The following is a 24,403-nucleotide window of genomic DNA, read 5'->3' on the forward strand; positions in this document are numbered from 1 at the left end:
ACTGGATTAGTGCACAGTTCCCGATGCACGTTTGTCTTCGAGGTCATTGTCGATCCAGATCTTTTCCAGATTGTAGAAATCACGGATTTCCGGACGGAAAATATGGACGACAATATCGCCTGTATCGATAAGAACCCAATCACCAGCTTCGAGCCCTTCGACCCGAATGTCTTTGCAGCCCATCTCACGAAGCGCCTGCAAAAGATGATCCGCGACAGCCGAAACATGGCGATGCGAACGACCCGACGCGATGATCATAAAATCACCGATCGAAGATCGTGAGCGAATGTCGATAGGAGTGATGGATTCTGCTTTGGAGTTTTCGAGACTGGCCAAAGCCGCATCGAAGGCCTGGGACACGAAAGTGGTTTCGTTCATCCCGACCGATGAAGGCGCGTGGTGAGCCTTCTTCTCAATTGCTGTTCTCAGTGTATTTCCTTTCAGCAAGAACAACGCAATACGGCAGTTATAAGCACCGTACATGCATAAGATAGGCAGAGTCCCTGCATTCTTTCAAGAGTTTAATCCTTTTTGCCGCGCATCTTTTCCGAAAACCGCTTCACACTTTTCGGGATACGCTAATAGCACCCATTCACTTTTTTGATTTCTGCTTGCGAAGCGCGCTTGATGACAGCGTCGAGCGCGGCCCATGGATAAAGGTCCATGCCGGAGGCGCGCGACGTGCCAGCAATGGCGCATAATGCTCGTCAATGCGACTGGCAGAGAACGTCTGCGCCATCCGTGACGACAAATAGGCAAGCGTTGAGCCCGGGCGATCAATCACGGCAATAGGAAAATTCTTTGCAATTTCGCGCCAGCGCTGCCAGTGATGGAACGATGCAAGATTGTCCGCTCCCATCACCCAGACGAAATGCACGCCCGGATTGGCTTTTTGTATCAGGGCCAAAGTATCGGCAGTGTAGCGCGTATGGAAAGCCGCTTCGAGTGCCGTCACCTTGATGCGCGGGTCGGTCGATATATCTTCGCTCAGCTTTAAACGCTCTGCAAGTAATGCCAGTTCGCGCGTATCCTTTAACGGATTACCGGGTGTCACCATCCACCAGAGCTGATCGAGCTTCAACCGCCGGATAGCGATTTCGGCAACCAGCGCATGTCCCCCATGTGGAGGGTTGAACGAGCCGCCAAACAAGCCGACTGTCATGCCCCTCTCAACATGAGGCATACGCAGATAATGCGCGTCAACATCTGGATAGGCGGCTTTTAAAGCGGATAGCCCGAAGCCGAATTTCATCAGCCCCGAACCTGACCATTGCCGCGAACTCTATATTTGAACGATGTCAGCTGTTCGACACCGACCGGGCCCCGTGCGTGCATTTTTCCAGTGGCAATGCCGATTTCCGCACCCATGCCAAACTCGCCACCGTCTGCAAATTGGGTCGAGGCGTTGTGCAAAAGAATAGCCGAGTCAATCTCGTTGAAAAAACGCGCCACAACCTCTGCATCTTCCGCAATAACCGCTTCGGTATGATGCGATGAATATTGCCCAATATGCGCAATTGCATCTGAAACGCCGTCAACCAGCTTCACGGATATAATCGCGTCGAGATATTCAGTCGACCAGTCTTGTTCCGTTGCAGGCACAGCATCGGGATAAAGTGCCAACACCTCTTGGCTTGCGCGAATTTCACAGCCCTTGGCAGCCAAATCTTGCAAAATCGGCACAAGATGAGTGTTCGCCACTGCACGATCAACCAACAACGTTTCGGCAGAACCACAAATTCCAGTGCGGCGCATCTTGGAATTGAGCGCAATCGCACGCGCCATATCAAGATCGGCAGACTTATCGATATAGAGATGGCAGATGCCTTCGAGATGCGCAAAAACCGGCACACGCGCTTCAGACTGCACGCGCGCGACGAGGCTTTTGCCGCCGCGTGGTACGATCACATCAATCGCACCATTCAGTCCTTTGAGCATCTCACCAACCGCTGCACGATCTGTCACAGGCACGATCTGGATGGCATCCGCAGGCAAATTGCCCACTTCCAATCCTGCAACAAGCGCCTTGTGAATGGCTGCCGAGGAATGCGCGGAATCAGAACCGCCGCGCAGAATAACCGCATTACCAGCCTTGAGGCAAAGCGCACCAGCGTCCGCCGTTACATTGGGGCGGCTTTCATAGATGACGCCAATCACACCAAGCGGCGTGCGCACGCGCTCAATGTGCAGACCATTTGGGCGATCCCATTCGGCAATCACTTCGCCAACCGGATCAGGCAAAGCAGCTATCGCACGAATACCATCGGCGATAGCCTGAATACGACTATCATCCAGCGTCAGGCGATCCACAAACGAAGCCGCCATGCCACTTTGCGCAGCATTGGCAAGGTCAAGCTTATTGGCTTCAAGGATTGCATCTTTGCTTGCCAGAATGCTATCTGCAGCAGCAAGCAAGGCTTGGTTTTTCTGTTGAGGCGAAGCAATGGAAAGCGGAGCCGCTGCCTGTCTGGCTTTACGACCAACCTCAGCCATAATGGCCGCGATATCAGTACCGGCATCCACTTTGTTCAACATCTCTTCCCTCTTATATAACTTCTGCATTACTGGCCGTGCGCACAACAAGATCATTTCGATGGATCATCGCGCTACGTGCATCATATCCAAGAATTTCACTGATCTCATCGCTTTTATGACCAGCAATTTTGCGCGCATCTTCCGCATCATAAGCGATCAAACCGCGTGCAATTTCACGACCATCTTCGTTAAGAACGGCAACCGTGTCACCGCGCTCGAACTGACCTTCGATGTCTTTGACACCGGCAGATAACAGCGACTTGCCAGATTTAAGCGCCTTGGCAGCACCAGCATCAACTGTCAAACGACCAGCGGGTTCCAGATTGCCGGAAATCCATGTTTTCCATGCATTGACCGGCGCATTGGATGGCTCAAACAAAGTCGCACGCTCACCGCGGTCAATCGCTGAAAGTGGTGCCATACGCGTACCAGAAGTAATGATCATGGCCGTACCAGCTGCATTGGCAATCTTGCCTGCATCAAGCTTGGTCTTCATACCACCACGCGAAAGCTCGGAAGCAGCCACACCCGCCATAGCTTCAATCTGTGGGGTAATTGCCGTCACAAGAGGCAAAAACTGTGCGTTCGGGTCTTTATGTGGCGGCGCCGTGTAAAGCCCGTCAATGTCGGACAGCAAAATGAGAAGATCAGCGCCCATCATAGTGGCTACGCGTGCTGCCAGACGATCATTATCGCCATAGCGAATTTCAGTGGTCGCAACCGTATCATTCTCATTGATGATCGGGACCGCACCGAGCTTCAGCAATGTCTCGATTGTTGCGCGTGCATTGAGATAGCGACGACGCTCTTCTGTATCATCCAGCGTGAGCAAAATCTGACCCGACTTCACGCCATGACCGCCCAACACATCGGCGTAAGCTTTTGCGAGTGCAATCTGACCGGCAGCAGCCGCAGCCTGACTTTCCTCAAGCTTGAGCGATTTCTTCGGCAGTCCAAGCACCGTGCGCCCCAATGCGATAGCGCCGGATGATACAACCAACACTTCAACACCGGCGCGCGAAAGGTTTGCGATGTCCTGTCCAAGGCTTTCAAGCCAGCTCTGCTTGAGACCGGTTGAACGATCCACGAGAAGCGCAGATCCAATTTTGATAACAATGCGGCGATAGTCTTTGAGTTGTTTTAACATGTTTTCAGTTCCTGCGCCGCATTATCAAGCGCATCCCGAAAAGTGTGAAGCGGTTTTCGGAAAATATGCGCGATTAAATAAAACCCTACTGTTATTCTTCTTCGGCTGTTCCAGCTTCCGCTGCACGGCTTTTATCAATCACGCTCGCAAGCTGGCGCAAAACATCGTTCAAGCCTTCATGGCTGACCGCGGAAAGCAGCATCGGATCGCGCCCACATGCCTTTTTAAGCGCCTTAATCTTTTCCTTACGCGTCTCAGGATCAATCGTATCGATTTGCGACAAGGCTACGATTTCCGTCTTTTCAGACAGGCCATGTTCATAGGCTTCAAGCTCGCCACGAATAACTGTGTAAGCTTTCGCCACATCGTCTTCCTGTGCAGAAACCAGATGCAACAGCACACGCGTACGCTCGACATGGCCGAGGAAGCGATCACCAAGGCCTACGCCTTCGCTTGCACCTTCAATCAGCCCCGGAATATCCGCGATCACGAACTCGCGGCCATCGACGCGCGAAACGCCAAGGTTCGGATGCAATGTGGTGAACGGGTAATCGGCAATCTTCGGCTTTGCAGCTGTGACACTTGCGAGGAATGTGGACTTGCCCGCATTCGGCAATCCAACAAGACCTGCATCAGCAATCAGTTTCAGACGCAGCCAGATTGTGCGCTCAATTCCATCCTGACCGGGATTGGCATGACGCGGCGCGCGGTTTCTCGACGTTGTGAAATGCAGATTGCCAAACCCGCCATTGCCGCCCTTCGCCAGACGATAACGCTGGCCGAGTTCAGTAATGTCGCAAATCAGTGTTTCATTATCTTCTTCAAAAATCTGCGTTCCTACTGGCACCTTGAGAACAACATCATTGCCCTTGCCGCCGGTCATATTGCGCCCCATACCGTGCATGCCGATCTGAGCCTTGAAATGCTGCTGGTAACGATAATCGATCAGCGTGTTAAGACCGTCAACGGCCTCAACCCAAACGTCACCACCGCGACCACCATCGCCGCCATCAGGGCCACCAAATTCAAGAAATTTCTCGCGCCGGAACGAAACAGCGCCCGCACCGCCCGCGCCGGAGCGAATGTAAATCTTGGCCTGATCGAGAAACTTCATTGAACTTACCTCTTGTGACGCACCGTATTTGTATCGGAGCGCGTCTTAAACTTTGGGATTGCGCAAAGTCTCGCGCAATCCGATTTGCAATTACAGCAAAACCCGCGTCCTGCAAACAGCAGAACTCATAGGTTTTCAGCTTAAATTCAGTTTCCATGCTGGATCACTGAAATCGATGTAAAGCAGTTCCTGATCCAGATACTGCCCTTGCACGTAGAGTGACTTTAACTCAACACCATAGGATCTGAAGCCGAGTTCGTCATAAATGCGCTTGGCGGGCTCATTTGTTGCCAAAACCTTCGCATCCAATATCACCACATGCTTTGCTGCATGTTCGATAACACGCTGAACAAGTGCCTTGCCAAGATGCAGTCCACGCGCTTCGGGCGCAACATAGACACTCACCAAAGTGCCACGATGCCGCTCCGACTTGCGCTCATGCCGAAACATGCCGGCGATGCCCATCAGGTTCTCACCATCAAACGCACCAAAAATGACGTTACCATTTATCTGCTCTAGACGACGTGCGAACACGCTCTCGGAATAAGCGTTTTCTTCTTCAAAGGTCGAACCAAAGGCTTGCGGCGCAAGCTGCAAAGCCGAAAGGCGTATCGCACGAAACCGGTGCAAGTCGCCCTTATCCAGTGCCCGAACCTCAACCCTTTGGCGGGTGATTGCGTAAATATCGTTCATTATATTCCCCGATGATTATCGGCCCTGCGCTCTAACTATTTATTTTAACGCGTATCTTATCCGAAAACCGTTTCACACTTTTCGGGATGCGCTCTAAACGCAGGGCCATTCATTATGATTATGACTGCCAGCTTCTCAGGCCGATCCATGTCCGCCGATCGAGAACATAGCGCTCGACGGGAACATTTCCGGCAGCAAGTGAATCCGCCATACCCATACTGCTGAACTGAAAACCGCACTTATGGATCACCTTGCGCGAACCGCCATTGCTGGCGTGGCAGGAAACATGCAACCGCTCGATTGGCGTGGCGCGAAAGGCCAGATCAATCAATGCGTGGGCAGCTTCCGTAGCAAAACCATGCCCCCAATAGGGCTCGCCCAGCCAATAGCCAATCTCCAGACCTTCGCTGTGGCTGTGCGGATGGATGCCACAACAGCCCATAAAAATACCGGTTTCAGCTTGGGTAATTGCGTAAATGCAATTTCCCATCTCGCCTTTTCGCACGCGCTCGACAAAGTCCACGGCATTTTCGCGAGTGTATGGATGAGGCATACGGGCGAGCATAGTGGAGACGCGGGCATTATTGGCAAGATAGGAAATTGCATCCACGTCTTCGACATGCGGCGGGCGCAGAACCAGCCTGTCAGTCACAAGAACGGGGCAATTCAACTGATCTGCTAATCCCGGCGAGAGATCAGCATAGCTGGCCTCCCGCTCACTACAGCTCTCGTAATAATCTTCTTCTAAAACTTCGACGACCATTGTTCTGTCCTCCAGACGAAAAAAAGGGAAGATGGTTGTCCCATCTTCCCTTTGATCTTCTGGCAGGTCGCCATATGTACCGGGTCCATGGGACGCCGGTACTTTATAGAGGTCCGGCTTACTCTGCTGCTTCCGCGATCGGGGTGACCGACACGTAAGTACGACCGTTGGCTTTCGTGCGGAAAGCAACGGAACCATTGGTGGTAGCAAAAATGGTATGGTCTTTACCGAGGCCAACATTGGCGCCCGGATGCCACTTGGTGCCGCGCTGGCGCACGATGATGTTGCCCGAAACGACAGCTTCGCCACCGAACTTCTTCACGCCAAGGCGCTTCGACTCTGAATCGCGACCGTTACGCGACGAACCACCAGCTTTTTTGTGTGCCATTGGATTTCTCCTTTAATCTCTTCTACTTACTCAGCCGAATCGGCCTTGGCTGCAGCCTTCTTAGGCGCTGCCTTCTTTGGCTTTGCGACTTCGCCTTCAGCGGCGTCTGCCTTTGGAGCCTTCTTCTCAGCGGCCTTCTTGGAAGGCTTCGCGCCGTCGGTGAGGATCTCCGAGATGCGGATTGTCGTCAGTTCCTGACGATGACCGCGGGTGCGCTTCGAGTTCTGACGACGACGCTTCTTAAACGCGATAACCTTGCGTGCACGGCCCTGTTCAACGACTTCTGCCGTTACGAGAGCGCCTGCAACAACTGGCGCGCCAATGGTCGAACCAACCATCAGAACTTCTGCAAATTCTACGATGTCGCCGGCTTCACCAGCAACCTTTTCAACCTTGATCAGGTCGTTTGCGGCAACGCGGTACTGCTTGCCACCAGTCTTAATGACTGCGAACATTTGTTTTCCTTTCGGGTCGTTCGGTCCAGCTCTCATGCCCTTTGAACGCGAGCGCCCTGGGCACGGGCCGTCTTTTTATCAGTCGGTTGATTTTGAAAGCTTTTCAGCCTCCAGATCAGAGCCCGGTAAACCGAAAATCTCCAATCAAAACAATAGGCGCGGATAGATCTGCGCTTAAAGTCTGGTGCTTATAGGTGTGAGACAGCGGAAAAGTCAAGAATTTTCGCACTCTTATGCAAATTAGGTCTTGTCTAATTGCATTTGGCCCGTTATTGAGCCGCTACACACTTAGCATTCGCTTTAGATGCTTACCAACGGCACGGTTTTTATAAATCGTTCTACCGTAGTGCACCATGCGGAGAGGTGGCTGAGTGGTCGAAAGTACCGCACTCGAAATGCGGCGTGGGGGTAACTCCACCGTGGGTTCGAATCCCACCCTCTCCGCCATCTTTCAGTTAACACACTGAAAATACTAAAGAATATCATTGGTTGATTTTGTCGTCCACGGCACTGGTACATTCTACTGGTACAGTGGGGTTCTATGACTCGTAAAAATTCGCATCGGCTCCAGAAGCGAAACGATACCTTCTATTTTCGCGCCGCTATCCCGATCAAGTGGCGATTAGCTTTCTTGCGCACTGAACTCAAGTTCTCCTTGCAAACTACGGATCGCATGATAGCGAATATTCGGTGCAGATCATTATGTAACGCATTCGATTGGTTCTTTGGGGAAAAAAACATGGCGCAGATACCGCTTGATCGCATTCATCTCGTCGCTCAAGCCTATTTTCAAGAACGTCTGAACAAAGCGCTAGAATTAAGCATTGATCTTCCGAGTGATAATAATATTGATCTTGAATTCGAAATACAGGGGTCCGTCGAACGCATCGCTGTGTTGCGTACGATGCTTGCAAAACGCAAATATGATCAGATTGTCGAAATTGATGCAAAAGAGATACTGGGAAAGGTTGGCGGCGACAACCTCGTTGACGATGCACTGACGTATACAAAACAGCTCGTCGCAAGAGCTATGATCTTACAAAATGAATATTTGGTACAACACTTGTCGGGTTCATCATACAACGGTGCGCCTGACGATGCTGTATTCAAAAATATACAACCAAACGCTTTACCAGAGTGGAGTGATAGTCAGAGTGCATTCGCAAACAATCTTGGCTCAGCGATTGATAAATACATGGATTTGAAAGCTAGTGTTTGGGCTAGGAAGACGAAAGCAGACCAAAAACGCTGTTTATATCTAATGCGGGATATAATAGGCGAAAACGCTTTAATGGCGACAATTAAGACGGAGGACATGCGCAAGGTACGAGATACCTTGATGCGCATGCCTGCAAACGCCTTCAAGGCTAGAAGCTCAAATGGCAAATCGCTCGAAGAAGTTATTAAAGACAATCAGAATAGCGCTACCCTCTCTTTTAAAACTACCGATAAATATTTCACTATGATCCGTTCATTTTTTAACTGGGCGAAAGACGAAGAACTCATTAGCGACGTTCCAGGCGCAAAAATTAAAATGATGGGTGCGCCTAAAGAAACAGCAATCGAAGAGAGGCTCCCTTATACAGATGAAGAGTTGCTCAATATTTTGAATTCTCCGCTTTATGCTGGATGTAAATCTCCGGGACGGAGAAATTTGCCCGGCACCCTTATGATCTATGATGACAAATACTGGATACCATTGGTCGGACTTTACTCAGGCATGCGACTTGGTGAAATAGTCCAGCTTCGGGTAGACGATTTTAAATCCGAGGAGGGCATTGCCTATTTTGATGTATGTTTGGATGAAGATGACGATAAAACTGTCAAAACGCTTCCTTCAATAAGGCGTGTACCGGTCCACCCTATTCTCATTTCTCTAGGGCTATTATCCTACGTAGCTGAGAGACGCAAAAATAAGCGGAAACGCATATTCGACGACATAAAGCCGAGTGCTGACAACTATTATTCCGCTAATTTTTCAAAATTCTGGAGCCGTTACACCGGGATAATAAAGATAAAAACTAAGAAAAATTCATTTCACAGCTTCCGACATAATTTTGCCGACGCGATGAGAGAGGCTGAAGTTGCAGAGGACGTTAGTCGACAGCTAACAGGGCACACCGACAACGCTGCGAAAACCGACAGCCACCTACGATATGGGACGAAGGCACGCCTAAAGCGCGTTCATGAGGGAATATGTAAGGTTAGTTATGGCACCATCGATCAGATGTTGTTAAGTAATTGATCTAACTGTTCCAGCGAAATGTGAGTTGGCGATTTCTTACAATAAGCCAATTTAGGCTAAGGCAAACTTTAGGTGGGCAACGGTTGACGTGGCGATAATCATTCCCAAAAAAAAGACGGGCACGGGTTCTAACAAGACAGAAACCCACCCGGAAAAGCCTGAAATCAATATTCATCAACAGGCAGCTACTACTGGTATAAACAGCCTAAAATATCCCATACCATTTATTGATAAGATAAGCATTGTCGTGACTCCTGACAAAGAACGGGGCCACGCGATGTATCAAGAGTTAATCACCGATCTTGATCAGAAGCTCTATTTTTCCGACGGACCGAAACCAAAAGGCGTGTATCAGTTCGCCAAGCGGATCGTGCTCCAGACGGCTACTCAGCTCAAACACTATCCCCTGATACAGTTCCGTTACGTTAAAGAACAAAAGCTTATTGAACGGTTCAGACTGGAATTCGTTCCTGTCGATCTTGGGGCCGATGGCATGGATGAACTGAACATCGTTCTCGGCGGTTTAATTGATGGCGGCTGGGGATATGTGCGTAAGCACGGCAAAGTCACGCGTATTGATGTCAGCATAGATATTCCCGACGTGTCGATGGAAAACTTCCTCCTTCTTTCACATCAGGCGATCAGTTCTCGGACTTGGAGCATGGGCGGCAGTTTGCAAACGATCGTCTTCGGAAAGAAAGCTGGTAATCAGACGATCGTTTATGATCGTGGCGCTAAACGGAAGGCAAAGAAGCAATCGGATGAAGGCAAGCAGGGAGTGCGAGTTGAAAGGCGGTTATCTAAACTGCCACCGTTGAACGTTGCAGAGCTCATCAAACTAGAGAACCCGTTTGCCAAATTAACATTGTTGGAAAATCTACCGAGCACGCCACCTCCTAGTGCCAAAAGCCTTCCCCAGAAGGGGCAGTGGCAAATGTTTTGCGATAGCGTGCAGATCAGGCAGTTAGGCAATGCGTTGGCGTTGCTATCTGACGAAAAAAGAGCTGACTTCCGCAAGCATATAAAACAGAGTGCTGCTCCTTGGTGGGATCCTGAAGCGATCTGGTCAAATTGGGAAAATGTCCTTGAGGGCATGAAGTTCACCGGGAAGTTGCCGGGAGACTGAGCCGCAAGCGCATAAGGCTTCCCAGCTCATAGTCTGCACCACCAGCCATACCACTTGATGACAGCGACTCATTCGGATGCTTTTAAGACGGGGCAGTTTTCAGAAAAGACTGCTCCGGAATTGTATCTTACGGCGAATGATCCCCGTCGCAGTGTTGGGTTGATTTGGCAAACAGTGAGGGTGCGGAACAATGTCAAAGAAAACTGAAATTGAAGTCATGGCAAAACCTCAGGGGCGTATCCAGCGGCTAGTCCTTGAAGCGCTGCAACAGAATTCAAGTTTGACGACAAGCGAGCTCGCAGAGCGATCATGCGGTCGTGAGGGAGAGTTTGAAAACCACGATGTAATTCGAGCGATCAGAGGCCTAACCAGACGTGGGTTTGCCTTTAACAAGGAGCGAAAAGGGTTAGTGAACAGATCGGGTTACGTATACCTTTGGTCGTTGGCTTAACACCGCTTGCATCAATACAGACAAGTGTCCCGAGCTTAGATTTGGACATTCTTTGAGACACAGAAGTCTTAATGGAACACATGGCATTTTGAACGTTTGTCCATTTCGTCTTTCTTCTCAAAAAACCGTAATATTCATTGGCTTTAGCACGCTCAAAGCTAACGTTTTCCTTGAACCTAAACTCAAGGAAATTCGTGATGACAATAAACGTACACAGCCCCCATGCTGCGGAAGCCAGAATTTACAGCGAGAGCGCATGGGATGTTGTTAGTGGGCTTGATCCGTGGGTCTGTTCCAGCTTGTTACAAAAGGCCATACGCCGTAGCGACGTCGAGTTAGCAGTTTCGGCTGGTTTGCGACTACATCAGTTGCGCGGAGCGGCAATCTGGTCTCGCTTGTTGCTGATCACGGTGGAGGATATTGGCATCGCATCACCCTCAGCACTCTCACTAGCTATTCAAATCGCCAAAATGACCCGTGGGCAGCCGAAAGGCGATGTGATCGGGACACTGGCCCGTTTGATCGAAACGCTCGCCCTTGCCCCCAAATGCCGCTGCTCTGATTACCTCGTCTCAGCAACCTATTCACATACGGGCTTCGAGCAGCAACACTGTCTGGTCGGTAGGCAGACGATAGAAGAACGTATCGCGCTTTCTGTTGATCCGTCCCAGCCGATTGTAACTCGCGCCATTGCAGCATGGTTTGCTTCAGGTTTGAACTGGTCTGGTGAAAGCAGGGTCGGAACCGGCAACCTGCCAGCATTGCTGTCGGGCTTCGCGCATGCGGGGGTGCCAGAAGAGTTTCTATCTGACGTTTCTTATGCATGTGAGCGAACCCGCCACCCCATATCGATCATGCTACCCGTGTTGTGGGCGGCAGCGTATTCACCCGGCAATTCATCCGCTCCACGAGTTAAGGACTTTACTGCTCCGCCATCGCCAGCAATTCGCGGCGTACCAGCTTACGCTTACGATAAGCACACATACGCAGGTAAAGCTGCAATCGGTCGGCTGGCGGCTGAGAATGCGCAAGTCGCCAATGTGCTAAGCAAATGGACACCTGATTTTCGCGCTCGTGATGCCGCGGCAATGGCGGCTTTCTATGTCGATGCCATTCCAGTGCGTCCCCATTTCATATGGCAGGGATCAGTAGAACTTGAACGTCTTGGACGTGAAGCCGACTTTCTTCATGTCGGTTTCCCGATTGAGGGCATTGAAGAGCTTGGTGAAGCTGTTAGCGCCAATATCGAACATTTGAATGACCTTCGTGCTCAGTGCTTACAGCGCAGAAGCAGCAAAGGAGCGCGTATCGATGCATGATACGGAAGCCACTTCGCAAAGCGATAAGTTTGACATTAATTGCAAATCTGTTGATTTCCGTAATTGGATTGCAATTAATTGCAAATCAGACGAGCATAGTTTTCAGCCGCCAGAGGCTGTTCTCGATCTCCTCTCACATTCCCTTTCCGAGAATACAAAACGAAGCTACCGGGCAGATTTAGCGCATTTTGAAGCTACTGGACGCACTATCCCGGCTCCACCTTCTGGCTTAGCAACTTATATTGCAGATATGGCGGGGCATTTCGCGGTCGCTACTATCGAGCGAAGATTGGCATCGTTGGCAAAGGCACATCGTACACGGGGTTATGATGATCCTTGTAAAGCTGAACTTGTCAGGTCGACCATGCGCGGTATCCGTCGATCATTTGGAACCAAGCAGCGACAGGCAGCGGCTATTCTGCGTGATGATCTTTTTGCCATGCTTGATAAGCTAGGTGACCAGCGCCCGAAAGATGTCCGGGATCGTGCTCTATTGTTGTTGGGCTTTGCGACAGCTATGCGCCGATCAGAGCTGGCTTCGCTTGATGTAGATGATATCGAATTCATACCCCGAGGCATGATGGTAAACCTACGTCGATCAAAAACGGATCAGGAAGGACATGGCCGCATGATTGCCGTACCCTTGGGCAGAACACGACACTGCCCCGTGACGGCCTTGAAAGCTTGGCTAGACTTGATCGGCAGATCATCCGGCCCCGTTTTCGTCTGCGTCAACAAGCACGGTCATATGCTCAATCGGCGCGCCTCAGGAGAAGCAGTCAGCCTTGTTGTCAAGACACGGATTGCAGATGCGGGATATGACCCGAAGCCATTCTCAGGCCATTCCCTTCGCGCAGGCTTCGCGACATCGGCAGCACAGGCGGGGGCCTCAACATACAAAATCAGACAAACAACAGGGCATCACACTGAAAGCAGCTTGTCGCGCTATATCCGCGACACGGACCTATTCACGGATGCTGCAATATATCGGCTGTTATAGAAAAACGAGCTGCGCTAGCTATTTCTTCTGATTGAGCGCGGCGTCGATGATCGACTTCACCCAAAGCAGGTCTTTCTCATCTAGTCCGGCCAACAGCACTTTCATTTCCATCAAGACGGGATTGGTCCGCCCTTTCGTGGGTAGGTCTGGTGTGAAGAATTCCGCCGGGTCGGTATTCAATGCGCGAGCGAGTTTCTCGATTACCGGAAAACGAGCACCCGAAGTGCCGGTCTCAATCTTCGTGACCATATCGACACTGATTTCGGCACGCTCGGCAAGCTGACTTTGAGTCAACCCCGCGCTACGCCGATGAACGGCCAGCAAACGGCCAAACCTCTTTCTCAGATGATCCATGCGCCACACTCCATTCCCAAGGGTGTAGGCATGCGGCCACGCTTGAAGCAGTGACATTAATTGCAAATTTGATGAAATCGGTAAAACACTTGCAACTTACCGCAAATGAGTTACGGATTTATCGAGACTGGAACTCATAGCGATGAGTCGGGGCCGGTCAATTTCGGGCATTATGTGGGGCATTCCATGAGACAAGAAACTAGTTTCAGCAAAACCGCAGCAGCAGCTGGCGGTGCCAGAAAAGCAATGCACGGTCTGTCGATGGCAGTGGCGGCTCTGTCCTTATCAGCCTGCGTATCGATCAATCCAATCCAGCCCACGTCAGCGGGGTATGATGCGATTGAGTTCACCCGCGCTACCGTTGTGCGCGACCATGCGTGGAACCAGTATGTCTTTTCAGCAGGCCGCAAGTTTATTGGTGACCGCCGCGATGCGAAGGGTCGGACGCTTTATTGTGGCCTTGTGACAATTAATGCCACCGACACGCATCCGCTCGACGCATGTTTTGGCTTCATCGCGCCCAACACGCTCATCATCGCTCCGAACTACGGCTTTAAAGAGGTCGAAAGACCGCAAGCCCCCGGTACGATCAGGATGATCAAGGTTAAGCCCTGAACGTAATAAGGAATGGATGATTGACATGGCCGAACGAGAAAATGATGTCAGTGCTGCTCAAGAGTTTGCATGCGTCGAGACAAGCGATGAAGTAGCAGATGGCGGCCAACCCAATAAGTTTCCCAGCAGTGGAACCATTGGCGTCTCGGGCGGGCGTGGCAGCGCTGGATGTATGCCTTATCTGGCAAGCATCGTCATACTTATAGTCACTGCGGCACTCGGACCTCTGATCTACTTGGGCCTTGCGATATTTCTTGGCGCGAATGTCCTTATGCTTTTTCTCACCTTTAAAGGCGTTCCAAATTTTTACCGGCAGGGAACGTGTCCGCACTGCGATACACTTGTGAAAATCATAGCAAACCCACCGGGGGCAATCACCTGTCCGGGTTGCAAGCATCGATTGTTACTCAAACAGAACCGCATTCATGATGTAACGGGCTGATCCAGCTTAAAGAGAGTCCAACTATGAACACGAATGAGAAGCCAAAAATGTCTCCCCGCTGGAGTTATCAGAAGATTGCGACGCTTTGGCTTTGTGGCTTCGCAGGGATAGCGGCATTTAGCACAGTGGCTCAGTTGTTACCCGCAAGAACTCCCGGCGGCTATACGCGAACCACACAGTCCAATGATGCAAACAGCATTCATGTAACAGCCAGTGAGTATGGATCAGCTTGGCCTTATTTCCGGTTCAACGAAGCGACGATAAAGTGCCTCCGCCATGATCCTACGGGGCGTCCCATGGTCATCATTCAGTATAAGCCCGATGGCCCTGCGTATGGATTGAACGGCCCAGCTCTAAGCATCGGTGGCTATCCTGACCCCCGACCATTTATCGCTACTAACGAGGACGGGACTTACAAAGCGCCCGTTCCACAGGACTGGATCAGCCGTGGACTGAAGCTTTGCGAGTGATTGTTTTTAGAAGCCGCGCCAATCTAAAATTGGCACGGAGGCATCATCATTTGGCCTCTTGAATGACCAAGGTTTCGTCCTTGCAGAGTTCGGGTAAAATAACTCCAATCCTATCGAACGCGTCATTAAACCGATGGATAAGAATTTCAATCTTACGAAAAATCTCTTCGCTGTTTTGGACGTCATCAAGCTTTTCAGTGTTACGTCGTAAAAAGCGTGAATACATCGTCCCTTTCTGCTTCGCGCCGCTTTGAAAGCCTATACTCAGATTGTGTTCAGCTGAAAGGTCTTCGATGCCTTCAATAAGGCGCTTTCTGAACTCGTAGTCCTCAAGTGGTCCAATTTCTGCAACGATTTTCAAATGACCCTGCTTTCCATCGGCGTGAGTCACGATCTCCATCCAACAAATGAATGGCAATCCAGCCCACCATTTTTCACAGCCTTTCCAGTTCTTACTAAAACCGCCAATGCCGGCAAGCCAACTCGCTGGAACAAAACTAAAAGTCCGTGCGTTCAGACCCGTGTAGGTGAATTTGCGGTCCCGGATGTTAAATTCATCTCCATGATTTGGGTTGTCTCCAAAAATCCGATGGGCCGCCAACGCGAAATCCGATCCGGCACCATGTTCAAGAATGAAGTCCAGGACTTTTTTGTGCTCCCGATACATCTTCCGGGCAAGAGCTTCCATCTCTGTGCGTTCGCTACTATTGCCCATTAATTCCTCCAGCACGTGCATATAGTGGGTCAAAAACGTAGTGACTTCTGGTTGAAGCAAGTAGGCTTCGTGATTAAGATATAACCTTATAAAGTTGCACACTGCGCCATAGCGAATAGGCACATATTCGCCATCTTCAGGGATTTCATCATTAAGCGTCAGAAATATCCCGATAATATCAAGCGGTCTTTCAATGTCTGTCGCTTGAATACGGTAAAGCTCCTCAATGCGCTGCCGATAGTCGCTTAATTGGCTTTTACGCTGACTGCTGTAAACCTTATTCTCGATAATGAAGGCCCACCGGTTCTCCGGTGATAAAATGAAGATATCGATATTCTTCCACTCACTGCGCACCTCTGCATTGCGAAGATCAGCTTGTGATATCTGCAACGCGTTGGGCTTTTTGCTAAGCCCATTACCCCGAAGTGCTTCAGCCAGAAACGCCTTAAGAAAGCTGTCCGCAAGCCCATGGGTTTCTTTAGGGTCTAATAGCCAAGCAAGGATAGCGGAATGGCGAATTTCCATCCCTTGCATCTTCATCACCTTGATCGGATTAAACTTGTTCAGATGCTTTTCAATTGACAGAAGTGCTTCGTTATTAACGAAGAGCTGTTCAAGTTCATCATATGACGGCTCATAACGATCTGCCGTGATCTTAGCCATGCGTCCCCCGGCCCCTCAGTTTGTCTAAACTGCTGTATCTATGCTTTCACAGGTGCATCGATTAACACGAGAGGGGTAAGAAATCGCTAAAGGGGAGTTTTCCAACTTGGATAACTATCTATTATCAAGACCTACAAGGAGCACCCGTGTTTTACTATTTGAGCGCCTCGTTCATGTTGGTAATAGTTAAATGCTCCTGGGTTTTAAACACATGTGTGATCTCGAAAGGTATCTCTCGGCAGTGCATCACCTAATTATGCGCCTGCCGTCCGAGTACAACAGCTATTGGGCCGTGAGCGGACTGTCAGCATTTGACAGAATGCCTTTGATGGAGGTCCATTTCGGGCCAAGCGGTTTGATTGCCCCATCAAATTGAAGATTACGTCTACCGTGGGCTCCCCTTTTTATGAATAGACAGCTATACAATTCGAATCCTCGAAAGGGGCATGCACGCTTGGATAGTCTGCGGGGTAATCGTCTTAACATGCACACACTTGAAAGAGGCCTTGAAGAGTCACTTGTCGCCAAGCTGCATGACCTCAAATACGAACATCGTCCGGACATTCGGGACCGCGTTACGCTTGAACAGAACTTTCGTGAGAAGTTCGAAGCGCTCAACCGCGTTAAACTCACAGAAGCCGAATTTAGCCGCCTCTTGGACGAGATCGTCAATCCCGATGTCTTCAAGGCATCTCAGATCTTGCGCGAGCGCAACAGCTTCACCCGCGATGACGGCACCCCGCTGAATTACACGCTTGTGAACATCAAGGACTGGTGCAAGAATTCCTTCGAGGTGATCAACCAGCTTCGTATCAACACGGACAACAGTCACCACCGCTATGACGTCATTCTCCTGATCAATGGCGTCCCGGTAGTTCAGGTCGAGCTGAAGACCCTCGGCATAAGCCCTCGTCGTGCCATGGAGCAGATCGTCGATTACAAGAACGACCCCGGGAACGGCTATACAAAGACCATTTTATGCTTCCTTCAGCTCTTCATCGTTAGCAACCGCGATCGAACCTTTTACTTCGCGAACAACAATGCGCGCCATTTCGCCTTCAATGCCGAAGAGCGATTTCTCCCGGTCTATGAGTTTGCGGACGTAGACAACAAGAAGATTGTCCATCTCGACAGCTTCGCCGATACATTCCTTGTCAAGTGCACACTCGGCCAGACGATCAGCCGGTACATGGTTCTGGTCGCGAGCGAGCAGAAACTACTTATGATGCGACCATATCAGGTTTACGCGGTGAAGGCGATTGTCGACTCCATCGCCCAAGACTGCGGCAACGGCTACATTTGGCACACGACGGGCAGTGGTAAGACGCTCACCTCCTTCAAGGCGTCAACGCTCTTGAAGGACAATCCCGACATTGAGAAGTGCCTTTTCGTCGTGGACCGGAAGGATCTCGATCGGCAGACGCGCGAGGAATTCAACAAGTTTCAGGATGGCTGCGTCGAGGAAAATACCAACACCGCATCCCTTGTTCGCCGTCTGCTTTCGGACGACTACGCCGACAAGGTCATCGTCTGCACGATCCAAAAGCTCGGCCTCGCGCTGGACGAAAACAGCAAACGCAATAAGCAGCAAAAGAAGGACGGCAAGAAAAGCTTCAAGGAACAGCTGGAACCCCTGCGCGATAAGCGCATCGCCTTCATCTTCGACGAATGTCACCGGTCGCAGTTCGGCGAAAACCACAAGGCCATTAAGGATTTCTTTCCACGCGCCCAGCTCTTCGGTTTCACCGGCACGCCTATCTTCGACAAAAACTCAAACCGCGAGAAGATCGAAGATACCCAAGGTAGCATGATGACGACGGAAGACCTCTTCCAGCAGTGCCTTCACACCTACACGATCACCCACGCTATCGAGGACGGAAACGTCCTCAGGTTCCACGTCGACTATTTCAAGCCGCAGGGCAAAACTCTTCCCAAGCCCGGCAAACCTCTGGCCAAAAAGGCAGTGATCGAGGCAATCCTAGCCAAGCACGACCAAGCCACTGGGCAGCGTCGGTTCAACGCCCTACTTGCCACATCATCGATCAATGACGCCATTGAGTATTACGACCTCTTCAAGACGATGCAGACAGAAAAACTTGCCGTTGATCCTAACTTCCGACCTCTGAATATCGCCTGCGTCTTTTCCCCGCCTGCCCAACTGGCGGAAACCCCAGAGGCGAAGAAGGACATCGAACAGCTCTCGGAGGACCTTGAACACGAGAGAGAAGACAACAAGGTCGAGCCGGAAAAGAAGAAAGAAGCCTTGAAGGTCATCCTCGCCGACTACAACGTCCAGTACGGCACCAATCACAAGATCGGCGAATTCGACCTCTATTATCAGGACGTGCAGAAGCGTATTAAAGATCAGCAATGGCCTGATGCCGACCTTAAGAAGGCTTACCCCAACCAGCCGCACCGCAAGATCGACATCACGATTGTCGTCGACATGTTACTGACCGGATTTGACTCCAAGTTTTTGAACACCCTCTATGTGGATAAGAACTTGAAGCATCATGGGCTGATCCAGGCCTTCTCGCGCACGAACAGGGTGCTGAACGCCACCAAGCCCTACGGTAACATCCTAGACTTCCGCCAGCAGCAAGGCGCGGTCGATGCAGCCATCGCGCTTTTCTCGGGCGAGACCGCCGCCGAAAAGGCCCGGGAAATCTGGCTAGTCGACAAGGCTCCATTGGTAATTCAGAAACTGGAGGCCGCGGTCCAGGATCTCGATACCTTCATGAAATCACAGGGCCTTAACTACGCCCCGGAAGCCGTGCCTAACCTCAAGGGCGACGCGGCTCGTGCGGCATTCATTGAGCACTTCAAAGAGGTCCAGCGGCTCAAGACCCAACTTGACCAATACACGGACCTGACCGACGAAAACCGTAAGACCATCGAACAGGTTTTGCCGCGCGACAACCTGCTTGGCTTCCGCGGCGCTTATCTGGAAACCGCCCAGCGCCTGCGAGCGCAGCAGGGCAAGGGTACGGAAAAGCCTTCGCAGGAAACCGACCAACTGGATTTCGAATTCGTCCTCTTCGCGTCCGCCGTCATCGACTATGACTACATCATGGGCCTGATCGCTCGCTATTCAGAGGCGATGCCCGGCAAGCAGAAGATGAGCCGTGAGGAGCTGATCGGCCTTATCCAGTCTGACGCCAAGTTCATGGACGAGCGGGTGGATATCGCGGCCTACATCAATACCCTCAAAGCGGGTGAAGGGCTCAGCGAAAAGGCTATTCGGGAGGGCTATAGCCGCTTCAAGGCGGAAAAGAACGCCGTGGAACTGGCGCAGATTGCGGGCAAGCACGGGCTGGCCACCGAAGCGCTGCAAAGCTTTGTCGACACCATCCTGCAACGCATGATCTTTGACGGAGAGGCGCTGACCGATCTGATGGAACCCCTTGGCCTGAACTGGAAGATGCGCCGGGTGAAGGAACTGGACCTGATGGCTAACCTGATGCCGTTGCTGCTCAAGCGCGCCGGTGGGCGTGAGATTTCGGGGCTTAGCGCTTATGAGCAATAACGGTAAATCTGCTTCCAAGGCAGACAGTGGGGCTGCTTTAGTGCCCAAGCTGCGGTTTCCGGAGTTTCAGGAAACTGGCGTTTGGGATACCGCGCCGGGCGACGAACTATTCAAGCAAGTCAGCAACCGTGAAACGCCCCCGGGCCTTCCGATCCTTGCCATCACGCAGGAACATGGCGCGATCCCAAGGCATATGATCGATTATCATGTTTCGGTGACCGACAGAAGCCTTGAGACCTACAAGGAAGTCCGTCCCGGTGATTTCATTATCAGTTTGCGCTCCTTTCAGGGCGGCATCGAGTTTTCTAACTATCACGGAGTCTGTAGCCCAGCCTATGTGATACTCCGTAAGCGTGGGCGACTGTCTGACACGTTCTACCGGCAGCATTTCAAGTCACATGATTTCATCCAACAGCTGACTCGGAACCTTGAAGGTCTGCGCGACGGGAAAATGATCAGCTACAAGCAGTTTTCCGAACTGCAACTGCTGAAACCGACCCTACCCGAACAGCAAAAGATTGCCGACTGTCTCGACTCAGCGGACGTCCTGATTGCCTCGCAGGCACGGAAGTTGGAGGCGCTTAGGGCACATAAGAAGGGTCTAATGAAACAACTTTTCCCACAGGAAGGCGAAAACCAACCCCGCCTCCGCTTCCGCGAGTTCGAGGGGACGGGGGAGTGGATTGAGGATACCTTGGGGAACCTCTTCGACATCACGTCGGGAGGTACTCCCGAACGCAGCAAAGAAGAGTACTGGAACGGTGGTATTCCTTGGATTACCACTTCACTCGTCAACTTTAACGTTATTTCTGAGGCTACCGAATTCATTAGCGAGGTTGGGTTAAAGAAATCATCGGCGAAAATTTTCCCTGAGAAGACCATTCTGTTGGCGATGTATGGCCAAGGAAAAACGCGTGGCCAAGTAGCGATGTTGGGAGTAAAGGCCGCAACCAATCAAGCGTGTGCTGCCATTCTACCAAGAAAGGGCATCAACCCAAATTTTGTGTTTCTAAACTTGGCTAGTCGTTACGAGGAGTTGCGTGGGATTAGCAACAGTGGTGGGCAAGAAAACCTTAGCCAAGGCCTAATCAAGGGGCTCGCGTTTTCATACCCGAGCGACTCAGTCGAACAACAACGCATCGCCGACGGCCTCACCTACCTCGACGACCTGATCGTCGCCGAGACACGAAAGCTCGACACGCTCGGGACCCACAAGAATGGCCTCATGCAGCAACTTTTCCCATCCATTGAAGAGCCCCAATCGTGAACCATTCTGAGATTGCCACCGACCTCCGCGACGCAAAGGAAAAGATCGTCCTAGTCTATGCCTTCAACGCAACCGGCAAGACCCGTCTTTCCGTCGCCTACAAGGATGAGACCAAGGACGATGAAGGCTCGCATTCAGGTGTGTACTACAATGCCTATAGTGAGGATCTTTTCATCTGGCAAAATGACCCCGAGAACGACGGAACGCCCATTAAGCTGGATATCCGCAAGTGCAGCCTGAACAAGTTCCACAGCGCGCTGACCGAAGATAACGTGCGCGACAAGCTGAACCGCTTCAAACCAGCCTATCGCTTCGAGTTCATTCCCTATGACGATCCCGAAGACGGCATTCAGGCGGTATCGTTCTTTCAAGAGGAGGCGGACCCGGATGACCCTAACAATATCTCAAAGGTTGCATTCAAGATATCACGCGGGGAAGAGAGAATTTTCGTCTGGTGCTTCTTCCTCGCGCTTTTTGAGGTTGATGGATGGGCAGACCAGCAGGCTTCCCACTTCTTCATCGATGATCCTGTTTCAAGTCTGGATGACCATAACATCTTCATCACGGCCTCGACGCTGTTCGATTTGATCGAGGAACACTTCGAGAAGCGCAAGATCATCATCACCACGCACCATTTAGGATTTTTCGCGATACTGGCCGATTGGCTGAAGAAGGGTGAGAAGGCCGACAAATTCAAGAAGCAGGCAAAGGTCGGCATTCTCAGCGCCAAGAATGGTAAGCTTTCACTAGAGAGCCCGAACAACAACGTGTTGCTTTATCACTTGCGCCTTCTGCAACTACTTGAGCAAGCGTCGTTAGCGAATGAGGTTAGGGCGTTTCACTTTGCGCTACTGCGGCAGGTGCTGGAGAACGTAGCGTCCTTTCTTGGGGTTGGCCAGTTTGGCTATGTGCTTAAAGAAATTGGCATTACTGATCCTGAGGACGTCGCGCGCGTCATCAACACGCTTTCACATAAGAAGGTGTATTACTTCGAAGGCGATCTACTAGAGGATGATACGCGAGAACTGTTTGACAGAGTTTTCCTTGGCTTGAAGGACAAGTACAATTTCGTCCTTCATGCGCCAAAGCCCGTGGAAGCCCCAGCACAATGAACGATCAAATCCAAAAGCAATTGGGCAAGACGCTCTGGAACATCGCCGACACGCTGCGCGGAGCGATGAACGCGGACGATTTTCGCGATTATATGCTGTCCTTCTTATTCTTGCGTTATCTCTCGGACAATTACGAGGTGGCCGCCAAGAAGGAGCTTGGACGCGATTACCCTGATCCCAACACGATTGGCAATGGCGGGCGCTCGCCCCTTTCCGTGTGGTACGCGCAAAACCCCGACGATGTTTCGGCCTTTGAAAAGCAGATGCGCATTAAGGCGCATTACGTCATCAAACCGGAACACCTCTGGGCCAGCATCGCCCACATGGCGCGCACGCAGAGCGACGACCTTCTGAACACACTGCAGGCAGGCTTTAAATATATCGAGAACGAGTCTTTCCAGAGCACGTTCAGTGGGCTTTTTTCCGAAATCAATCTTGGCTCTGAAAAGCTTGGCCGGACCTATGCTGACCGCAATGCGAAGCTCTGCGCGATCATTACTGAGATCGCTAATGGGCTCGCCGATTTTTCATCCAATGTCGACGCGCTGGGCGATGCTTACGAATACCTGATCGGCCAGTTTGCCGCTGGCTCTGGAAAGAAGGCAGGCGAGTTCTATACCCCACAGCAGGTGTCTGACATCCTTTCCGCAATCGTAACGTTGGACAGCCAAGAACCCGCAACCGGAAAGAAAGAGCGCCTCGCCAGCGTGCTCGATTTTGCATGCGGCTCCGGCTCGCTGTTGCTGAATGTGCGAAAGCGTATGGGACCGCATGGCATAGGAAAAATCTACGGGCAAGAAAAGAACATCACCACATATAACCTCGCTCGCATGAACATGCTGCTGCACGGCGTGAAAGACACGGAGTTCGAAATCTACCATGGCGACACGCTGAACAATGACTGGGACATCCTTCGAGAGCTGAACCCTGCCAAGAAACCCTCGTTTGATGCGATCGTGGCCAACCCACCCTTCAGTCTTCGTTGGGAGCCGGCTGAAGCGATGGGCGACGACGTGCGGTTCAAGAACCATGGGCTGGCGCCCAAATCCGCCGCAGACTTTGCGTTCCTACTGCACGGCTTCCACTATTTGAAGGATGAGGGCGTGATGGCCATCATCCTGCCGCACGGCGTCCTTTTCCGGGGTGGGTCAGAAGAGCGCATCCGTACGAAGCTGCTGAAGGATGGTCACATCGACACAGTTATCGGCCTGCCCGCAAACCTGTTCTATTCAACCGGCATCCCAGTCTGTATCCTTGTGCTGAAGAAGTGCAAGAAGCCGGATGACGTTCTCTTCATCAACGCGGCCGATCATTATGAAAAAGGCAAGCGACAGAACCGACTGCGTGAGGGGTTAGATGGCAAACCGAATGACATTCAGAAGATCATCGAAACGTACCAGTTCCGCAAAGAAGAGGACCGCTACTCCAAGCGCGTGAGTATGGAGCGCATCGCTGAGGAAGGCTTCAACCTCAACATCTCGCGCTACATCAGCACTGCTGTGGCTGAGGCTGAAATCGATCTGGATGAAACGCAGAGAGAGTTGGTTAAGATCGAGAAGCAGGTCCGTCAGGCAACAGCGAAGTATAACACTTTTCTAAAAGAACTTGGTTTACCTCGTTTGCCAGTAGCCGATGAGTGACGGTTCTGCTCGACCGTCGGGCCACAGGGCCCGGGGGTGAGTGCAATAAAGAGCCGTGGAGAGGGATGTCCGCTTCTAAGCAAAGGGATAACTCGCATGAATGTCCGATGTTGCGTGCAAGGCAGTAGCGGCGATAATTCTACTGTCCGTTTATCTACCTCTTCCAATACGAATGGAATTTCTCGCAAATCCAGCAATTAATCGTGCATTGGTACAGTAATGTGGTACATTAATATCGTGACGCCAAGGAGGGCATTGTCGCAACCTATTGATATCCTGAGAGTAGGCAAAAGTGGAAACTTCTCCCACCCTCTCCGCCATTGCAAGCCTTTAGCCGTACGGTCTTTCACTAAAATTCTATTG

Annotated in this window: 22 protein-coding genes, 1 tRNA gene and 1 pseudogene; 13 read left to right on the forward strand and 11 right to left on the reverse strand. The window is 51.2% G+C overall.

The features are described 5' to 3' along the window. Nucleotides 1-6: 6 nt before the first annotated feature. The 9 genes from rsfS to rplU form a co-directional block, all read right to left on the reverse strand. Nucleotides 7-378: a ribosome silencing factor gene (gene rsfS / locus U2P60_RS08175; RefSeq protein WP_313828557.1), complete on the reverse strand. Its 372-nt coding sequence runs from the start codon at nt 376-378 to the stop codon at nt 7-9. A 214-nt stretch (nt 379-592) separates the two neighbouring features. Next, on the reverse strand, nt 593-1,252 hold the full coding sequence (locus U2P60_RS08180) for a nicotinate-nucleotide adenylyltransferase (RefSeq protein ID WP_413572163.1): 660 nt from the start codon (nt 1,250-1,252) through the stop codon (nt 593-595). Further along, entirely contained in the window at nt 1,252-2,535 is a 1,284-nt protein-coding gene (locus tag U2P60_RS08185) for a glutamate-5-semialdehyde dehydrogenase (RefSeq protein WP_413572164.1), read from the reverse strand. The genes U2P60_RS08180 and U2P60_RS08185 overlap by 1 nt, the downstream gene beginning before the upstream one ends. 10 nt (nt 2,536-2,545) lie before the next feature. Beyond that, nucleotides 2,546-3,682, reverse strand: a complete 1,137-nt coding sequence (proB, locus tag U2P60_RS08190) for a glutamate 5-kinase (RefSeq protein ID WP_413572165.1) — start codon at nt 3,680-3,682, stop codon at nt 2,546-2,548. Between the two features lie 91 nt (nt 3,683-3,773). Continuing rightward, nucleotides 3,774-4,796 (reverse strand): GTPase ObgE, encoded by a 1,023-nt coding sequence (obgE, locus tag U2P60_RS08195; protein WP_413572166.1) that lies wholly within the window; start codon nt 4,794-4,796, stop codon nt 3,774-3,776. Nucleotides 4,797-4,931: 135 nt separating this feature from the next. Beyond that, nucleotides 4,932-5,489, reverse strand: coding sequence for an N-acetyltransferase family protein (locus tag U2P60_RS08200; protein WP_413572167.1), 558 nt, complete (start codon nt 5,487-5,489; stop codon nt 4,932-4,934). A 118-nt stretch (nt 5,490-5,607) separates the two neighbouring features. Then, a complete protein-coding gene (locus tag U2P60_RS08205) occupies nt 5,608-6,252 on the reverse strand; it encodes a GNAT family N-acetyltransferase (RefSeq protein WP_413572168.1) in 645 nt (214 codons plus the stop codon). A gap of 118 nt (nt 6,253-6,370) precedes the next feature. Next, nucleotides 6,371-6,640, reverse strand: coding sequence for a 50S ribosomal protein L27 (rpmA, locus tag U2P60_RS08210; protein ID WP_250041313.1), 270 nt, complete (start codon nt 6,638-6,640; stop codon nt 6,371-6,373). A gap of 26 nt (nt 6,641-6,666) precedes the next feature. Further along, entirely contained in the window at nt 6,667-7,095 is a 429-nt protein-coding gene (rplU, locus tag U2P60_RS08215) for a 50S ribosomal protein L21 (RefSeq protein WP_250041315.1), read from the reverse strand. Between the two features lie 357 nt (nt 7,096-7,452). On the opposite strand from rplU, the gene U2P60_RS08220 reads away from it, so the two are divergent. From U2P60_RS08220 to U2P60_RS08245, 6 genes and pseudogenes are all read left to right on the forward strand, one after another. Continuing rightward, nucleotides 7,453-7,542 (forward strand) — tRNA-Ser (locus tag U2P60_RS08220). Between the two features lie 94 nt (nt 7,543-7,636). Then, nucleotides 7,637-7,810 (forward strand): annotated as a pseudogene (locus U2P60_RS08225) (DUF6538 domain-containing protein); the annotation flags it as partial. Nucleotides 7,811-7,834: 24 nt separating this feature from the next. Beyond that, a complete protein-coding gene (locus tag U2P60_RS08230; RefSeq protein WP_413573721.1) occupies nt 7,835-9,340 on the forward strand; it encodes a site-specific integrase in 1,506 nt (501 codons plus the stop codon). Nucleotides 9,341-9,428: 88 nt separating this feature from the next. Then, the gene (locus tag U2P60_RS08235) at nt 9,429-10,466 is read left to right on the forward strand and encodes a hypothetical protein (protein WP_413572169.1); all 1,038 of its coding nucleotides are present in this window, start codon (nt 9,429-9,431) and stop codon (nt 10,464-10,466) included. A 648-nt stretch (nt 10,467-11,114) separates the two neighbouring features. Continuing rightward, entirely contained in the window at nt 11,115-12,236 is a 1,122-nt protein-coding gene (locus tag U2P60_RS08240; protein ID WP_413572170.1) for a hypothetical protein, read from the forward strand. Next, nucleotides 12,229-13,236 carry a site-specific integrase gene (locus U2P60_RS08245; protein ID WP_413572171.1) on the forward strand — a complete coding sequence of 336 codons (1,008 nt, stop codon included), beginning with the start codon at nt 12,229-12,231 and terminating at the stop codon, nt 13,234-13,236. Before U2P60_RS08240 ends, U2P60_RS08245 begins: the two co-directional genes overlap by 8 nt. A gap of 18 nt (nt 13,237-13,254) precedes the next feature. On the opposite strand, the gene U2P60_RS08250 is transcribed toward U2P60_RS08245, so the two are convergent. Continuing rightward, nucleotides 13,255-13,590 carry a helix-turn-helix domain-containing protein gene (locus U2P60_RS08250; RefSeq protein ID WP_413572172.1) on the reverse strand — a complete coding sequence of 112 codons (336 nt, stop codon included), beginning with the start codon at nt 13,588-13,590 and terminating at the stop codon, nt 13,255-13,257. Between the two features lie 186 nt (nt 13,591-13,776). Between U2P60_RS08250 and U2P60_RS08255 the strand changes: the two genes are divergently transcribed. From U2P60_RS08255 to U2P60_RS08265, 3 genes are read left to right on the forward strand one after another with little or no spacing between them, the layout of a single operon-like run. Continuing rightward, complete coding sequence (locus tag U2P60_RS08255; protein ID WP_413572173.1) at nt 13,777-14,205, forward strand: hypothetical protein; 429 nt, start codon at nt 13,777-13,779, stop codon at nt 14,203-14,205. A gap of 25 nt (nt 14,206-14,230) precedes the next feature. Beyond that, nucleotides 14,231-14,647, forward strand: coding sequence for a hypothetical protein (locus U2P60_RS08260; RefSeq protein ID WP_413572174.1), 417 nt, complete (start codon nt 14,231-14,233; stop codon nt 14,645-14,647). A 23-nt stretch (nt 14,648-14,670) separates the two neighbouring features. Next, nucleotides 14,671-15,117: a hypothetical protein gene (locus tag U2P60_RS08265; RefSeq protein WP_413572175.1), complete on the forward strand. Its 447-nt coding sequence runs from the start codon at nt 14,671-14,673 to the stop codon at nt 15,115-15,117. A 46-nt stretch (nt 15,118-15,163) separates the two neighbouring features. Here U2P60_RS08265 and U2P60_RS08270 read toward each other — a convergent pair whose 3' ends face one another. Then, nucleotides 15,164-16,495 (reverse strand): PD-(D/E)XK nuclease family protein, encoded by a 1,332-nt coding sequence (locus tag U2P60_RS08270; RefSeq protein WP_413572177.1) that lies wholly within the window; start codon nt 16,493-16,495, stop codon nt 15,164-15,166. A 484-nt stretch (nt 16,496-16,979) separates the two neighbouring features. Between U2P60_RS08270 and U2P60_RS08275 the strand changes: the two genes are divergently transcribed. Genes U2P60_RS08275 through U2P60_RS08290 form a run of 4 tightly spaced genes read left to right on the forward strand, consistent with a single transcriptional unit; the run spans nt 16,980 to nt 24,040 of the window. After that, a complete protein-coding gene (locus U2P60_RS08275) occupies nt 16,980-20,021 on the forward strand; it encodes a type I restriction endonuclease subunit R (RefSeq protein WP_413572178.1) in 3,042 nt (1,013 codons plus the stop codon). Next, complete coding sequence (locus U2P60_RS08280) at nt 20,011-21,288, forward strand: restriction endonuclease subunit S (protein ID WP_413572179.1); 1,278 nt, start codon at nt 20,011-20,013, stop codon at nt 21,286-21,288. The genes U2P60_RS08275 and U2P60_RS08280 overlap by 11 nt, the downstream gene beginning before the upstream one ends. Then, the gene (locus U2P60_RS08285; RefSeq protein WP_413572180.1) at nt 21,285-22,400 is read left to right on the forward strand and encodes an AAA family ATPase; all 1,116 of its coding nucleotides are present in this window, start codon (nt 21,285-21,287) and stop codon (nt 22,398-22,400) included. Before U2P60_RS08280 ends, U2P60_RS08285 begins: the two co-directional genes overlap by 4 nt. Further along, nucleotides 22,397-24,040 carry a type I restriction-modification system subunit M gene (locus U2P60_RS08290; RefSeq protein ID WP_413572181.1) on the forward strand — a complete coding sequence of 548 codons (1,644 nt, stop codon included), beginning with the start codon at nt 22,397-22,399 and terminating at the stop codon, nt 24,038-24,040. The genes U2P60_RS08285 and U2P60_RS08290 overlap by 4 nt, the downstream gene beginning before the upstream one ends. Nucleotides 24,041-24,403 lie beyond the last annotated feature (363 nt).

This window comes from Brucella sp. H1_1004 (assembly GCF_047308065.1).
GTDB lineage: Bacteria > Pseudomonadota > Alphaproteobacteria > Rhizobiales > Rhizobiaceae > Brucella > Brucella pseudogrignonensis_B.

Coding starts and splice junctions, on each gene's coding strand:
- U2P60_RS08265 (WP_413572175.1), top strand. CDS start 14,671: ATGAACACGAATGAGAAGCCAAAAATGTCTCCCCGCTGGAGTTATCAG.
- U2P60_RS08280 (WP_413572179.1), top strand. CDS start 20,011: ATGAGCAATAACGGTAAATCTGCTTCCAAGGCAGACAGTGGGGCTGCT.
- U2P60_RS08205 (WP_413572168.1), bottom strand. CDS start 6,252: ATGGTCGTCGAAGTTTTAGAAGAAGATTATTACGAGAGCTGTAGTGAG.
- U2P60_RS08200 (WP_413572167.1), bottom strand. CDS start 5,489: ATGAACGATATTTACGCAATCACCCGCCAAAGGGTTGAGGTTCGGGCA.
- U2P60_RS08185 (WP_413572164.1), bottom strand. CDS start 2,535: ATGTTGAACAAAGTGGATGCCGGTACTGATATCGCGGCCATTATGGCT.
- rplU (WP_250041315.1), bottom strand. CDS start 7,095: ATGTTCGCAGTCATTAAGACTGGTGGCAAGCAGTACCGCGTTGCCGCA.
- U2P60_RS08240 (WP_413572170.1), top strand. CDS start 11,115: ATGACAATAAACGTACACAGCCCCCATGCTGCGGAAGCCAGAATTTAC.
- U2P60_RS08180 (WP_413572163.1), bottom strand. CDS start 1,252: ATGAAATTCGGCTTCGGGCTATCCGCTTTAAAAGCCGCCTATCCAGAT.
- U2P60_RS08290 (WP_413572181.1), top strand. CDS start 22,397: ATGAACGATCAAATCCAAAAGCAATTGGGCAAGACGCTCTGGAACATC.
- obgE (WP_413572166.1), bottom strand. CDS start 4,796: ATGAAGTTTCTCGATCAGGCCAAGATTTACATTCGCTCCGGCGCGGGC.
- proB (WP_413572165.1), bottom strand. CDS start 3,682: ATGTTAAAACAACTCAAAGACTATCGCCGCATTGTTATCAAAATTGGA.
- U2P60_RS08230 (WP_413573721.1), top strand. CDS start 7,835: ATGGCGCAGATACCGCTTGATCGCATTCATCTCGTCGCTCAAGCCTAT.
- U2P60_RS08270 (WP_413572177.1), bottom strand. CDS start 16,495: ATGGCTAAGATCACGGCAGATCGTTATGAGCCGTCATATGATGAACTT.
- rpmA (WP_250041313.1), bottom strand. CDS start 6,640: ATGGCACACAAAAAAGCTGGTGGTTCGTCGCGTAACGGTCGCGATTCA.
- U2P60_RS08255 (WP_413572173.1), top strand. CDS start 13,777: ATGAGACAAGAAACTAGTTTCAGCAAAACCGCAGCAGCAGCTGGCGGT.
- U2P60_RS08250 (WP_413572172.1), bottom strand. CDS start 13,590: ATGGATCATCTGAGAAAGAGGTTTGGCCGTTTGCTGGCCGTTCATCGG.
- U2P60_RS08275 (WP_413572178.1), top strand. CDS start 16,980: ATGCACACACTTGAAAGAGGCCTTGAAGAGTCACTTGTCGCCAAGCTG.
- rsfS (WP_313828557.1), bottom strand. CDS start 378: ATGAACGAAACCACTTTCGTGTCCCAGGCCTTCGATGCGGCTTTGGCC.
- U2P60_RS08260 (WP_413572174.1), top strand. CDS start 14,231: ATGGCCGAACGAGAAAATGATGTCAGTGCTGCTCAAGAGTTTGCATGC.
- U2P60_RS08245 (WP_413572171.1), top strand. CDS start 12,229: ATGCATGATACGGAAGCCACTTCGCAAAGCGATAAGTTTGACATTAAT.